This window comes from Pseudoalteromonas sp. SR44-5, assembly GCF_014163675.1.
GTDB classification, from domain to species: Bacteria; Pseudomonadota; Gammaproteobacteria; order Enterobacterales; family Alteromonadaceae; genus Pseudoalteromonas; species Pseudoalteromonas rhizosphaerae.
Map to the genome: position 1 here is coordinate 74,529 of NZ_JACJDT010000004.1, position 14,397 is coordinate 88,925.

General features: G+C 38.6%; 12 protein-coding genes. 8 read left to right on the plus strand and 4 right to left on the minus strand.

What is annotated here, in order from left to right; genetic code table 11:
• The first annotated feature begins 12 nt into the window (after positions 1 to 12).
• The 4 genes from H5154_RS03340 (at position 13) to H5154_RS03355 (ending at position 3,474) form a co-directional block, all read left to right on the plus strand.
• Positions 13 to 657 carry a hypothetical protein gene (locus tag H5154_RS03340; protein WP_220493359.1) on the plus strand — a complete coding sequence of 215 codons (645 nt, stop codon included), beginning with the start codon at positions 13 to 15 and terminating at the stop codon, positions 655 to 657.
• A gap of 4 nt (positions 658 to 661) precedes the next feature.
• Positions 662 to 1,144 carry a hypothetical protein gene (locus H5154_RS03345; protein ID WP_182717383.1) on the plus strand — a complete coding sequence of 161 codons (483 nt, stop codon included), beginning with the start codon at positions 662 to 664 and terminating at the stop codon, positions 1,142 to 1,144.
• Complete coding sequence (locus tag H5154_RS03350) at positions 1,145 to 2,035, plus strand: hypothetical protein (RefSeq protein WP_182717384.1); 891 nt, start codon at positions 1,145 to 1,147, stop codon at positions 2,033 to 2,035.
• 257 nt (positions 2,036 to 2,292) lie between these two features.
• Positions 2,293 to 3,474 (plus strand): hypothetical protein, encoded by a 1,182-nt coding sequence (locus H5154_RS03355; RefSeq protein ID WP_182717385.1) that lies wholly within the window; start codon positions 2,293 to 2,295, stop codon positions 3,472 to 3,474.
• Positions 3,475 to 3,652: 178 nt separating this feature from the next.
• Here the strand turns inward: H5154_RS03355 and H5154_RS24025 are convergent, their stop codons facing one another.
• The 4 genes from H5154_RS24025 to H5154_RS03375 all read right to left on the minus strand — a co-directional run bounded on the left by H5154_RS24025 (position 3,653) and on the right by H5154_RS03375 (position 8,162).
• Positions 3,653 to 4,753: a methyl-accepting chemotaxis protein gene (locus H5154_RS24025; protein WP_310736602.1), complete on the minus strand. Its 1,101-nt coding sequence runs from the start codon at positions 4,751 to 4,753 to the stop codon at positions 3,653 to 3,655.
• 277 nt (positions 4,754 to 5,030) lie between these two features.
• Positions 5,031 to 6,851, minus strand: a complete 1,821-nt coding sequence (locus H5154_RS03365) for a tetratricopeptide repeat-containing diguanylate cyclase (protein WP_182717386.1) — start codon at positions 6,849 to 6,851, stop codon at positions 5,031 to 5,033.
• Between the two features lie 261 nt (positions 6,852 to 7,112).
• Complete coding sequence (locus tag H5154_RS03370) at positions 7,113 to 7,508, minus strand: DUF2750 domain-containing protein (protein ID WP_145233101.1); 396 nt, start codon at positions 7,506 to 7,508, stop codon at positions 7,113 to 7,115.
• 72 nt (positions 7,509 to 7,580) lie between these two features.
• Positions 7,581 to 8,162, minus strand: a complete 582-nt coding sequence (locus H5154_RS03375; RefSeq protein WP_182717387.1) for a TetR/AcrR family transcriptional regulator — start codon at positions 8,160 to 8,162, stop codon at positions 7,581 to 7,583.
• 145 nt (positions 8,163 to 8,307) lie between these two features.
• On the opposite strand from H5154_RS03375, the gene H5154_RS03380 reads away from it, so the two are divergent.
• From H5154_RS03380 to H5154_RS03395, 4 genes are all read left to right on the plus strand, one after another.
• Positions 8,308 to 9,351 (plus strand): alkene reductase, encoded by a 1,044-nt coding sequence (locus tag H5154_RS03380; RefSeq protein WP_182717388.1) that lies wholly within the window; start codon positions 8,308 to 8,310, stop codon positions 9,349 to 9,351.
• A 367-nt stretch (positions 9,352 to 9,718) separates the two neighbouring features.
• The gene (locus H5154_RS03385; protein ID WP_182717389.1) at positions 9,719 to 12,088 is read left to right on the plus strand and encodes a TonB-dependent receptor domain-containing protein; all 2,370 of its coding nucleotides are present in this window, start codon (positions 9,719 to 9,721) and stop codon (positions 12,086 to 12,088) included.
• Between the two features lie 66 nt (positions 12,089 to 12,154).
• Positions 12,155 to 13,282, plus strand: coding sequence for an alkaline phosphatase family protein (locus tag H5154_RS03390; RefSeq protein ID WP_182717390.1), 1,128 nt, complete (start codon positions 12,155 to 12,157; stop codon positions 13,280 to 13,282).
• Positions 13,279 to 14,343, plus strand: a complete 1,065-nt coding sequence (locus H5154_RS03395; protein WP_182717391.1) for an alkaline phosphatase D family protein — start codon at positions 13,279 to 13,281, stop codon at positions 14,341 to 14,343. Before H5154_RS03390 ends, H5154_RS03395 begins: the two co-directional genes overlap by 4 nt.
• Positions 14,344 to 14,397 lie beyond the last annotated feature (54 nt).

Sequence of the window (14,397 nt, forward strand, 5' to 3'; positions counted from 1 at the left end):
AATTAGGAGTAAATGATGGGGTTATGGGGAAGTATTTGTAGTAGCGCTTGTAGTGCAATTAGTAGTGCTGTTTCGTCAATAGGGAGCGCAGTAGCAAGTGTTGCAACGGCTGTTGTAAGTTTAGGTGTGGAATTAGCAGGGAAAGTTGGTGATGCAATCAAAGCTGTCGCTATTTCGTTAGGTATTTTAAAGCCCGAGGAAGATCTCGAGGAACTCGGTGAAAAAGCGATGATGAGTGATAAAAAACCCGAGCACTTCGATTCGATAAACGAGTACATTGATCACCTTCGACATAATGTGAATATCGATAAAGACAAATTTGGGAAGCTAGGCGAAAAGGATTTATTGGCTCGATCTGCTATTGGCGCATCGATCATGCTAAAAGGTATTAATGAGAAATTAGATAGTGCAGTTACGCCCGAATTTATGGCTGAAGTTGCCAAGCAAGAACTTGCCGCTGACCAAATTATAGGCACAATTAAAGCCTATAAAGATAATGATTTAAAAACCGATGATTATGGACTTTATATTAATAATGAATTGAGCATTGATGAAAGTGACAAACACAGTGATGCATTAGTTTCTGCTTATCAGAAGTTGGAACCAGAACTTACTATTGAACAAATTGAAGATAAAGTAATGGATTTAAAAGGTTAACTGTATGAGTGATTATTTTATCCGATCAAAAAACGATGTTATGTATGTAAGTCGCATTATTGATGGTGAACTCGTCCCTATTAGTAGCAATGGTGAAATACAGTTTTTGCGAACAGAGTTTTGGCCATTGTTTAAGGCAAAAATAGAATATGATATTGGAGAAAAGCTTGCATTTATTGTGTTGAATGACGATAAGAATGGCTTTGAGATTGATGCTACTATTAATATTGCTGAAAGTTTCGTAACGAAAATAGAGACCCTTCACACATTAATTTTTGAAAATAGAATTCGTGATACAGAAGTTATTTCATATCCTGAATTGAAAATAGATTTAGAAAGTGTTGCTTCATACTCAATACTAGAGGCGGCCGATGAAGAGTCAGAAAAAGTAGCAATAGAGAATGAGGAAGATAATATCCAAAGCTTTTTCAGAAAAAAAACACGTGCAATTCAGCGTGAGAATAAGAATGTCACGGGAGGGAAATAAATGAGTGTTGATGAATTTATAAAAATGCTTGACGACCCTGCAGTGAAGGAAAGGCTAAGGAGAATACTTGCTGATGATACTGTTAGTAAAGTACCTCTCTTACCAAGTGACTCTTGTTTTGTACAAAATGAAGCTAATGATAAGTTGAAAGCTGAAAACGATGAGCTTCCATGTGAAAGTGATGAATTTAATCAGAAAATGAATAAACTCATAGAGGAAAAGCATGAAATGGAAGAACTTATAAGACGTTTAAAAGTACTTTTCTTTGGAGTTGATAGCCAAGCAACGCAAAGTGAAGTTGTTGTCGAGGCTGAAAAAATACAGGTTAACGAAGTGAAGTCTCGAGAGGAGGTTGAAGTGCTAAGAAATACTCTCAAAGCAGCTCAAAACAATATTGAAAAATCAAATGAAGATACGGTTAGTCTGCAAGCTGAATTAGATGCTGCTAACAAGAAAGTACAGTGGTATTGTGATAATTTCTCAGAAGATATAAAAGTAGATGTAATTTACAAGAAGTTATCAGAGGCAACTAAAAGTTCTTTAAGTGGCATTTTTAAAAGTACAACGCCTAGTGGGTTAATTGCTTGTGGCATTCAAGAGAAGAATATCGGAAATCTATGGGAATATGCTAAAAATGAAGTCGTAAATGGCAAAAACCCAGATGTAGCAAAAATTAATGAGATATTTGAAGTTTTATTTGCTCGCTTTACCCTTGCTTTTCCGATGTATGAAACACAACAGGTCACACTTGGTGATGATTTCGATACGCAATTATATATTAAGCACAATACTAGTCGTAATGCTAGCGGCGTCATTGAGGCTATTTTACTGCGCGGTTACTTGAATACCAAGACAGGTAAAGTAATTAAACAATCGATTGTGGTAATTTAAATCAGATAAAGTTGCATGGCGTGATAAGCATGTATTTTCAATGGTCGGATGACTATTTAACACCCAATTTTAACTAGGTTTATTTTATTAAAGCAGACTGTTTTTGTCGTTAAAAACTGACTCAAATTTCAATCTATTATGTAGCGTCATTGGATTAATATTATATCCATTGAGCAACCAATTGATTTGGGGCAGAATTAAGGTGACTTAAAATAATAACCAAAGACATCTAATGAGCACACTATATACAAAATACTTTGCCGCCTATATTTATTTCATCTCGCTGTTATGATTTAGCCATAAAGCCTGAGCAATCATTAAATGAAGAAGAGTTGCACTCGCGTCAGCAGCTTAATGACATGTTTGCTGACTTTACGTTTAATGCCAGTACATTTGCAGCAGTGTCTAACTTCACAAAAGTAACAAGTAAGCTAGATACTGTTAAGGCAAAAAAAGAGCAAATATTGGCAGATCGTTTTAATAATCTTTTAATAGGCTCAAAACGTGAGGTTAAACAAAAATTAGTTCAAATTGCAGATGACGTAACTTATAAACGTAAAAACTTACTTGAAGACGATGTTGAAAGTTTAGCGAAAAAACAACAAGCAGTTGTTAAACGCATAGAGGCTGGCACAGTTAAAGTAAATAGTGTTTTTGAAAAATACAGTATTCAAGCTGAAAAAACATTAACGCGATTACTAACTGACATAAACCAAAATGCAATTCAGGTAAAACAAGTACAATCTCAATCAGGCTCGCGGGAAGAAAGCTATACAACATCAAGAGAGGTTAGTGATTCATCGTGGTACAACCCTTTTTCATATGGCTCAACTCGTACAGTCATCTCACCTCATTACCGTACCGTTAATTACACCTATGCAAGTGTTCATGATGCTGTGAGTAAGCTTGAGTCATTTGTGGTCGATACTAGCAAAGCGCTTTATGATGTAAGTGAAAACGCAATTCAATTAGGACTGTTTAAACAGGATATAAAAGCATCAATTAGAGATGTGTTTGATTTTTCAGATGATGACTTTGACCCTGAAATGGTTTTAATGCCGTTAAACAATGCCGTTGAACGTATAACTATACCTGCAGTTAGTTTAGATCTCGATGCGCATATTAATACTATTCGGCAACAATTTAGTGCTGAGCAAGTTGAAGGCGATGACATAGCTCAGTTACGTACTGAGCAGGCACGGGTCGTCACTTTATTATTGCAAGATATAAGTGTTGAGCTAAAACAATGTATTTATCAGATAGTAGCAAAGTTAGCGAAAGAGCAAAGCAGTTTTATTCCGAGCTTAACGAAAGACCTAGTAGCAAATGTTGAACAACTCAAACAGGATCTAACCCATAAAGAAGAAGTACTAAAAGGCTATGATGACGTATTACAAAAAGTTAACACTGACCTGGCAGGATTAGACTTTAACCAATAAATATTACTATAGTTAAGGCATTATCGTGTTTTAAAAAACATAGAGAATGCCTATAAAGCAACCTTACCCATCAATAAGCAGGTAGTGGGTATAACTCCAAAGCTCAGTATCCATCATAATATCAATAATAAATATAAAATGAGCAGCGCTAAAGTTGTAGTTAAACTTAAAACGACCGTTATTTAGTTATTTTGTTTGCTAGGTTAGTTAATAAATCAACGGCTTTAAAGCTCGCCGCTTCCATTTGCGATATATGATCAATCATTTTATCCGAATGGCCATCTGCAAAGGCTTGCAATGCTTGTATGCCATGGTTGTGAATCTCGGCGTGCGGGGCTTCTAAGTTTTTAAACTCAATATGGGAGGCGTATTTAGCTGCACCATCACCTTTATAGTACCATTTACCTAAACGACACATTGTGTGATCGGCAAATTCATCTGTGGTTTTATCAGATAAACCAAGTAGTACCTTATAAACTTCCAGTTTCCAAACGATATGATCCATTTTTACCGTCTGAATAAATGCGTTTTCAGTTGAGTCGGTAATAACTGAATACATGTTTTGTGAGAACGTAACAATTTTATTAGCGGTATCTTCGATAGCCGCTGAACTTTCACTGATCTCATTACTTTGTTTCCCGACGTCGGTAATGTTGCCAACAACGTGGTCCATTTGTTGGTTTACTTGTTCAATTAAGCCTGAAATTTCATTCGATGCATCAGCTGAGCGTTGTGCTAATGTGCGAACTTCATCTGCAACTACGGCAAAGCCTCTACCTTGTTCTCCAGCTCTGGCGGCCTCAATAGCAGCATTAAGGGCTAGTAAGTTAGTTTGGTCAGAGATGCCTTTGATAATGTTTACAAAGTCATTAATCCCTGCTGTGACTGTTTGTAATTGCTTTACAGATTCAGAGGCTGTTTTAGTGTCTCTGGATATCACAGAAGTTGATTGCAAAGTGGTGGATAGCATTACAATAATGTTATCAAGCAATTGCTGTGATGATTGAAAGCCATCTCTCTGCATTACAAGTTCACTTGAATTTGCTGCTAGGCTCTCCCTGATTTGCTCTATTAAAATTGAAGACTGTAGCCACAAGCGGTTTAATTCGTCTTGTTGTTTGGCAGTTTTATCAGTTTGATTTATTTGCGCTACTAACTGACTTTTAGCATTCTTAACTTGTTCCAGTTCATCATGCAGTGCTTCATTTTGGTTACGAATATCTACAATTTCATTTTTTAGTTTTGCAATTTCTTTTTTATACTTAGAATTAAATATCACGTATTTGTCCAACTGTTTCTGTAAATGTGCCCAGAGTAAATCTCAGCGTTGTGCTAGCACACTTAATCTAATAGGTTATTAGGTTAGTTTAGCAAACTATGTCGTAATTTTTTTGAGCAAGCGCAATAAAACAGTGTGCCATTGCTATTTTTAGGTCAACAGAGCAGCCTTAATGCGAGGAAATAACATCGCTTTATTAGTAAACTATATGCTTAGTGAGCAACTACATTCAATTACATGATAATGAAGATAGTTGCGCGCAAGAACATTTGTTAGTTTAACTGAGACAGACGACTTTATTCCGCCCTGTTTCTTTAGCTTTATAAAGACCAAGATCTGCTTGTTTAACCATGTCTTTATATTCACCTTGTTGATTATATTCACAGACACCTAAAGAAACAGTGACCTGAAGTAGCTTATCTTGGTAAGTCAATTCAATGTTACTTACGGCTAAGCGTAACTTTTCTGCAAGATGCGATGCTTGCTCTTTATTGGTTTCAGGTAAAAACACCAGAAATTCTTCACCTCCCCAGCGAGCAACTTTATCCATACTTCTAATTGAATCTTGCAATGCGCTAGCCACTTTTTGCAATACAATGTCACCATAGTCATGTCCATAGGTGTCGTTGAGTACTTTAAAATGATCTATATCCAGCAAAATAATACTAAAAGTTTTTTTATTGCGATTAACCCGGCTCATTTCTAATTCAAAGATATCGTGCAATGCGCGGCGATTAAATAGTCCCGTGAGCTGATCGCGCAACGCAAGCTCTTTAACTTGCAGGTAGGCAGAGTGTTTTAGTCTATAGGCAATATAAATAAATAGGATAATTAAAAGACTGAAGGCAACGATCCCATAGAGTCGTAGAATTGCATTTTCATTGCTTGTTTGCGCTAGTTTAGCTTCGATTAATGACTTTTCTTTAGAGGCAATATCATAGGCTGCTTGTGATTGATCAAATTTTTCTTTTGCAGCTAATGAGGTACTTTCATCATCTAATTCTTTGTATTCAATCATAAGTTCTAATGCGCGTTGGTAATTTCCTAATGATTGATAATTTTCGATCATTGGCGGATAGTTTTCTAAACGTTTGATAAGTTGACTCTCGCTTGAAAATATAGCGAGGGCTTGCTCAAAATAGTCGGCAGCAAGTTTATAATTACCTAAACTTTGATTGCTTTGTGCCAGATTACTTAAAACGGTAGGCTTATGTATTAAATCACTGTTTTTATTTACAATATCTAACGCTTTTAAATAATAATCAATGGCTTTTTGGTGCTCATTTAGCTCAGCATAAATAGTGCCTTTATTAATAATTATAGGAACTCGGTCAAATATATTATGAAAGTGGGCTACTTTTTCGGCTTGATTAATGGCAATTAATGCCTCTTGGTATTGGGCTTTATCAACGTACATTGCAGCTAAGTTTGCATACAGCTCAGTGAGCAGTATGTCATTTTCAGGGTATGCTGCTATTGCCTGTTGAGTGTATTCAATCGCTTTGTCGTAGTTTTTCATATAATAATTGGTAAACCCTAAACCAATTAATATCTTCGGTGAAGCATATCCTTGAATGTTTATTTGTAAATCGTGAGCATGTAAGATTTTATCGAGTCCATCTACCATTTTTCCTTGTCTAACAGAGTTAATTCCATACAAATAGTAAGTCATACTCGTAGCAAGCTGTGTGTCATCAGCAAAAGACACCGCTTTTGATAAATAAGAATCGGCTTCGGCAAACTTACCTAAGCGATATTTCATTAGTCCGAGGTTGTCATAAAGTGCGTATTTAGTTTCTATATCGACTTCGCTAACGAGTAATTGTGAGACATCGTCTTTGAGCAAGTCGAATTCATGCCAGTTCTTGTCTTCATTTATAAATGCAAGCCAAACAACCATTAACTCAGCTTGTTGTGTGGTTGATTGTGCCGAGGAATATGTTGTCCTTAATTGTTGATAAGCTTGTGCGGATTCACCATCGCTTTTGAGCTGTTTTATTTCACTGAGTGTAGATTCTAGTGAGTCAATTTGCTCTGTGGCATAGCCACTATTAATAAACGTTAGCAGTAGTAATATTAAAATACCTTGTCGTACCATTATAAAGTCCAAAGAGTAAGGGGCGTGTTGAAGTCAACTAATGCCAAAGTTTTTGCAGTGGGAGCTGTGTTTATTTCACTGATCAGTGTGAATAAGCATAAATTAATTATCGCTAAAAGCGACATTATTGCCGTTATATTTTAATTTTTATAGGTATTAATTTTGTATCTTTGTCTTAAAGCGTTACGCGTAAAAAATTTAAAGTTTGCGTGGATAAGTCGCAGAACAACACGTCTGCGACTCAATTATAGCGAAGTGTAATTAGTAACGCTTTTTAGGTGCTTTTAGTTGTGAATCAAATTCATCAGGAAATAAAATTGTGCCGTCGTCTTCTTCAGTTGGAAAAACGGCGATAAGTAAGTCATCTTGTTCAAGACCGGGTGTCCATCGGGTTGTCCAATCTTTCAATGGAATTGCTTTAGCTGTGCAATTTTCCCACTCACCGGTCGCCCATGCCTCGGCATAAATACGTTCAGGCCATACCGGTACACAATCATCATCTTCGTTGGCGAGCATAACACAGCCATCGTCGTCATTTAATATCCACACTTGTTTGAACTCTTGGACGGTCTCAAACATAAAAGCCAATCTTTTTTTGGCTCCTAAATTTAAGATTGTCTCGAATTTTTCAGATGCGGTTGCAGTTGCATTACTCATTAATAGACTCTCTCTAGAATGGCTTAGGTATAGTATATTGACTAATATGACAAAATGTCGATTAGTTAAAAATTAATTACATATTGCGTGGTATAAATCGTCGGCGAGTTGGCTTAGATCTTGTTCGCAGCGGTTAGTCAGTGCATAGGTTCGCAAGCCGTAAAGGCCCATTGCTAAAAAACGAGCTAGGTGCTCAGCTGTGCGTGTGTTTGGGATTTCACCTTCTTTTATCGCGCGCTCAAATTGTTCGGCGAGGGCGTTTTCGTAGGCATTTAAATTTGTCATCAGTACGTGGCTGATCTGTGAATCTTGCCCTTCAACTTCACTAATACTTTTAGTCAGTAAACATACTTTCATCGCATCACCACTGATGCACTCGTTGACTATTGAGTCTAAGTATTGGCGTAGGCTTGGTAAAACGGGTTTATGTTGACAAAAAAGTGCCGTAAATTGCTGATTTCGATCAGCCTGATATTGCTCAATAGCCGCTAAAAAAATACCTTTTTTATTGCCAAACGCAGCATATAAAGATCCCGGATGAAGTGCTGTAACTTGCGTTAATTTTTGCATACTCGTTTTAGCATAACCGTGTTGCATAAAAGCCAGCATCGCTTGGCGAAGTACAAATTCACGGTCAAATTCGGCTATTCTCATAGGGCGCTCTGTTGCATTCTATTTGACTTATAAGGTGTATGTGGGGTTAGTTTACTTAATCTTGAACAAATATTCAAAAATAGACTTGAATGTTTTATTGTTCGCCCTTATCTTGAATGTACACTCAAGATAAGGATTGATAAGAATGACCACTGATCTACTGCAACCGTTTAAGCTTAATGACACGATTGAATTACAAAACCGTATACTTATGGCACCGCTAACGCGTTGTATGGCTGACGATAACTTAGTGCCAACCCAAGCGATGGTTGATTACTACGCACGCCGTGCTGAAGCCGGTTTAATAATTAGTGAAGCCACGATTATTCGCCCTGATGCGCAAGGTTACCCGAATACGCCAGGTTTATTTACCAGCGCACAAATTCAAGGCTGGAAAAAAGTAACCGATGCTGTGCATGAGCAGGGCGGTAAAATGTTTGCACAACTTTGGCATGTTGGCCGTGTTGCACATCCGCACTTTTTTGATGGTGACGTTTTGGCCCCATCTGCGATTGGTGTTGAAGGCTCTGTACCACGTATGCGTGAGCTTACTTATATTACCCCAAAAGCAGCAACCACTGCCGATATTAAGTCATTAATTGCAGATTATGCAAAGGCTGCAGAGAATGCACTTGAAGCTGGGTTTGATGGCGTTGAGATCCATGGTGCGAATGGTTACTTAATCGATCAGTTTTTACATTATGCAGCCAATGAGCGTGATGATGAATACGGGCAAACTCCAGAGAATATGTCGCGTTTTGCACTTGAAGTTGTTGATGCGGTAATTAACGTCATCGGCGCAGATAAAACTGGGCTACGTTTATCTCCTGGTGCTTACTTTAATATGAGCGAAGATAGCCGCGATAAAGCGGTATTTGATTACCTCTTAAACGAGTTGAATAGCCGAGCACTCGCTTACTTACATGGCGGTATTTTTGACGATAGCATGCGCTTTGCAAGCCTTGCAGATAAAACGACGTCAGAATTTTTACGTGCGGCTTATTCAGGTACTTTAGTGGGTGTTGGTAGCTATGATTTTGACACGGCTAAAGCTGCTATTAACGCCAATAAGTTTGATTTAATTGCTATTGGTCGCCCGTTTATTGCAAACCCAGATTACATCAGTAAAATCAAAAATGCTGAAGAAGTGGTTCCGTATAGTGATGAAATGTTGGCTGAACTAATTTAAACGTAATTTATTTTAGTCACTAAACCACCTACGCCCGTAGGTGGTTGCATTAACGCCATGCATGTTGATTGCAAACTCGTTTTAGGTATTTATTTGCGATTAGCAATATTGCCTTTTAATCGTTACTAATACTGTGAAAAATACTCTTTCGTATTGATTTAACTCCCTCTCTATTTCCTACAAATATTACCGCGATAGACTGTTATTTAAATTATAATATCTTTATATGTTAATTGGTTAAGCTGCATTGTTGCCATAAATAATCAATATATTTGTCACTGTTACGTCAATTTTTTCGAGCTTTTTTGTCATATATTCCCTCCATACTTTGCCCGTATACAAAACAATAATTGCAAATGGGACAACAATGCGTACTTTTACTAAAAGATCGACTTTAAGCTTAGCAATCGCTTTAGCGTTTTCAACTAATAGCTTTGCAAATACCAACGAAATAGAAGAAGTCACGGTCGTGGCAAAACCAACGAGCTATGCAAATAGTGTGATTGAGCAATCAATGATTGAACAGCAGAGTTCGGTATCAAGTGTATTATCGGTGATGGATAACCTACCGGGAATTAGTATTAACGAAGGTGATGCATTTGGTGGTGATGATTGGTCTACCACTATTACGATGCGCGGCTTTAGTATCGATGGTAACCAGCAGCAGTTAGGTATGACGGTTGATGGTATTCCAAACGGCGGCTCTAATTATGGCGGTGGTGCAAAAGCTAATCGCTATCTAGACAGCGAAAACTTAGCCACGGTTGAAGTGGGCCAAGGTACCTCAGATATCGCCTCAGCATCACTTGAAGCACTCGGTGGTACGTTTAATTTTGTTAGTAAAGATCCTAGCCTTGAGCGAGGAACTACATTTGCTTACACCAATGGTGACCATGATGCGACCCGTTATTATTTTAAGCATGAAACTGGCACTCTCTTTGATAACACGCAAGCTTATGTGAGTTATTCACAAACCAATACTAGCCGCTGGATAGGTGATGGCAGTAATGGCGGTAAAGATAATCAACATGCTGAGGCTAAATTTGTATCTAATTTTAATGCGCTGACTGTAACAGGGCGTTTATCGTATGATGATGTAAGTGAGACCAACTATAACAGTGTGAGCTTGCAGCAATTTGCGCAAACACCAGATTGGGATCAACTAACTTGGAATTGGACTGGCGTGCCACACTTTGACCAAATGTTTGCAGAAGGTTGGGGTACATTGCGTGAAAATGCGTTAGGTTACGTAAAGTTTGAATACGCAATCTCACCTTCGTCATTATTAACAATCAGCCCTTATTACCATAAAAACTCAGGGCGTGGTGATTGGATCCCACCTTATTTAACATCACCTGTCGATAAAGACGGTAATCCAACAACCGAAGGCGGCACAAATGCTGGCTCATATGGTTTTGCAGATAGCCAAGGTAAGCCATTAACGCCTAATGCAAATTGTACGGATACACTCAGTTGGCCATGGGATTCAGGCACAGGGTTGAATCCGGCGTGTTACCCAGATTCCGCAATACCGGTAATGTCATATCGCCATACACACTATGACAAGGACCGTTTAGGTTTAACCGCCGATTATAAATTAACCTTAGGGATGCACGATATTGAAGCAGGTATTTGGCTTGAGCAAACTGATCGTGACGAATCTCGTGATTGGCATAAAGTTATTGACGCTCGCGTGTATCATCACTTTGATAGCACCCCATACTGGACGCAATATAAAAATACTTTTGAAACAGATACCTTTAAGTGGTACGTACAAGATTCTATCAGCCTAGGCGATTTTACAGTTAATCTTGGCGCTAAACAGTATTTAGTTGAATTACAAAAATACGATCATTTTGCAGATCTACGCTCTGATAAAATAAACAGTGATTCAGATGTGTTATTTAGTGCAGGTGCTTTGTACCAGCTAACTAGCAGTACTGAGTTATTTGCCAGTTTTAGTGAAAATTTCTCAGCAATTAAAGATGGAGTGCTGGAGCGTGATAGTTCTACACTCACAGAAATTGAACCAGAAACAGCTGAAAATATCGACTTTGGTGTACGTTATAAAGCAGACCGCTTGAGCCTAACTGCGACCGCTTATTCTATTGCCTTTGATAACCGTATTACTTTTATCGCACCTGGCAGTGATACCGGCGGGATTGATTATACGATAGGTACAAATGGCTCTTACATCAATGTAGGTGGTATTGACTCGCAAGGTATTGAACTATCAGCAAGTTATATGCTTACAAATGAATGGAATATTTATACTTCATACACTAATAACAGCTCTGAATACGCATCGCACGATCCAAGTGCCTACGATGCCGATGGTGTTATCCTCAAAGATGAAGACGGAAAAGCGCTACCGCCAAGCTTTAAAAAAGGCGATGACGTTATCGATTCACCAAGCGATATGTTTGTGCTTTCGACCGATTATTACAGTGGCGACTTCCGCTTTGGTATATCCGCTAAATATACCGGTGAACGCTTAGGTGCATTTTTAGATGAGCAAACTCGTACACGTAATAAAGTTGATGGTTATACCGTGCTTGATATCAATGCCGGTTATGCTGCAGACGTCAATGCCGGCCCATTTAAATCAATCGATATTGCTTTTGCTGTCACTAACGTAACAGATAAACAGTATTTAGCGGGTGGGACAGGTAATGGCAGCACTTATTTTATTGGTGCACCACGAACTGCAGCACTTACATTTACTGCTAATTTTTAAGCCCTAATTATAAAAATAATAACCAAAACCCATCCTTGTTGATGGGTTTTTATTGATAGGAATACTATGAAAGCAATAGCTAAACTGGCCGTAATAGGCTGTACATTAATGGTAAGTCATATTGTCAAAGCCAGTGATAATGTCGTGCTTGTGACGCTTGATGGAGTGCGTTGGCAAGAGGTATTTAACGGCGCCGATCAAAAATTGTTAGCAAATCCCGATTTTGTTAAACAGCCTGAGCAATTGAAACAACAGTTTTGGCGCGATGACAAACACGCCCGACAAGCTCAGTTAATGCCATTTATTAGCAATACGATTGCTCAACACGGTGTGTTAATTGGCGATAGAGAGAATGGTTCAACAATGTCGGTGAGTAACCCGTGGTATTTTTCATACCCAGGCTACAGTGAGATCTTAACTGGCAGTGTTGATGAGGCAATTAACAGTAATGATAAAACGCCAAATCCAAATAAAACTATTTTAGAGCGATTAGAGCAACGCGCTGACTATAAAAATAAAACCGCCTTATTTGGTAGTTGGGATGTATTTCCGTTTATTGTTAATACCAAACGCAGCGACGTATATGTAAATGCGGGTTTTATGCCAATTGAGGCAGACTTATTTGCCGATGCGCCACTATTAAATGCTTTACAACAGGAGATCCCAAGTCCTTGGCATAATGTGCGTTTAGACAGTTTTACATATCGTTTTGCCAAAGCTTATATGCTGGCAAAAAAGCCTAAGTTATTAGTGATCAGCTTAGGTGAAACCGATGATTTTGCCCATGATGGTCATTACGATCACTATTTGCAGTCGGCTAAACAAAGTGACGCTTTTATCAAAGATTTATGGCAAACCATTCAGACTACACCTGGCTATAAAAATAACACAACGCTTATTATCACCACGGATCATGGCCGTGGCAGTAACGCTAATGATTGGCAGCATCATAGTTCAAAACAAGCAATGGCAAAATCGGAGCAAGGTCGTAAAGCTTTTCCTGAGGGAATTATTGGCTCTGAGCATATTTGGTTAGCTGCAATTGGCCCAGATATTAAACCGCAAGGTTTATTAAAAACAACAACAGAGCTCAAACAAGCACAAGTTGCGGCAACGATTTTAACCGTACTTGGCGAAAACCCTAAGCAGCTTAATCCCGCTATGGCGGATGCAATTAATGAGATTTTAAAATGAAGCATTTAATTAAAGCGGCCGCATTGGTAAGCATTGTTGCGAGTTTTTCAGTATTAAGTACACCGCAAAAACTAACGCCACAAAAAATACTGTTTGGCTCATGTGGGCATCAAGATAAAGATATTCCGATTTTTGACGCGATCAATAAAGAGCAGGCAGATTTGTTTATCTTTTTGGGTGATAACATCTACGGCGACACCAACGATATGCGCGTACTTGCCGATAAATATCAGCGCTTAGGCGCTAAGCCCGGCTTTAAAACGTTAAAAGCACAGACTCCCCTTATTGCCATGTGGGATGATCATGATTTTGGCCAAAATGATGCAGGTAAAGAGTACCCACATAAAGAACAGTCTCGGGAAATTATGCTCGACTTTTGGCAAGAGCCACCGGGTTCAGTGCGTCGCACACGTGCCGATGGGATTTATACCTCGTATATGTATGGTGAAGGTGAGCACACGATACAAGTGATCATGCCTGATCTGCGTTGGAACCGCGATGCACTTAACCACGTTAGTGAAACACAATACAAGACTGAGCGTAAAGCGAATAATCAAGGGCCTTATAGCCCAAGTGAAGTAAAAGGCGCATCGATGTTAGGTGAGGCGCAGTGGCAATGGCTTGAACAAGAGCTTAAAAAGCCTGCTGCAATTAAACTGATTGCTTCGAGCTTACAGTTACTGCCTGACTTTACCGGCTGGGAGTCATGGGCTAATTTTCCGGAGGATAGAAACCGTTTATTTGCGTTAATTAAAAAACACAAAGTAAACGGCGTGGTAATTATCAGTGGTGACACACATTGGGGTGAGATATCAAGGTATGAACAAAACCTTGATTATCCACTGATTGAAATGACCAGCTCAGGCCTTACTGAAAAATGGAAAAACGTTAGTCCTAATAAACACCGCGTGGGGAAGTTCACACATGACGTTAATTACGGTGATTTAAGCATTGATTGGCAACAAACAGATCCAGCTATTTCACTCCAGCTAAAAGGCATTGATGGCGATGTGATCATGCAAAGCCAATTTAGCTTATCAAGTATTAGCCCATATAAATAATGACTCCCTCAGAAAATAAAACGCACAGTAGCTATACTGTGCGTATAAAAAGTG

Coding starts and splice junctions, on each gene's coding strand:
- H5154_RS03385 (WP_182717389.1), top strand. CDS start 9,719: ATGCGTACTTTTACTAAAAGATCGACTTTAAGCTTAGCAATCGCTTTA.
- H5154_RS03380 (WP_182717388.1), top strand. CDS start 8,308: ATGACCACTGATCTACTGCAACCGTTTAAGCTTAATGACACGATTGAA.
- H5154_RS03375 (WP_182717387.1), bottom strand. CDS start 8,162: ATGAGAATAGCCGAATTTGACCGTGAATTTGTACTTCGCCAAGCGATG.
- H5154_RS03370 (WP_145233101.1), bottom strand. CDS start 7,508: ATGAGTAATGCAACTGCAACCGCATCTGAAAAATTCGAGACAATCTTA.
- H5154_RS03390 (WP_182717390.1), top strand. CDS start 12,155: ATGAAAGCAATAGCTAAACTGGCCGTAATAGGCTGTACATTAATGGTA.
- H5154_RS03365 (WP_182717386.1), bottom strand. CDS start 6,851: ATGGTACGACAAGGTATTTTAATATTACTACTGCTAACGTTTATTAAT.
- H5154_RS03340 (WP_220493359.1), top strand. CDS start 13: ATGATGGGGTTATGGGGAAGTATTTGTAGTAGCGCTTGTAGTGCAATT.
- H5154_RS03395 (WP_182717391.1), top strand. CDS start 13,279: ATGAAGCATTTAATTAAAGCGGCCGCATTGGTAAGCATTGTTGCGAGT.
- H5154_RS03350 (WP_182717384.1), top strand. CDS start 1,145: ATGAGTGTTGATGAATTTATAAAAATGCTTGACGACCCTGCAGTGAAG.
- H5154_RS03345 (WP_182717383.1), top strand. CDS start 662: ATGAGTGATTATTTTATCCGATCAAAAAACGATGTTATGTATGTAAGT.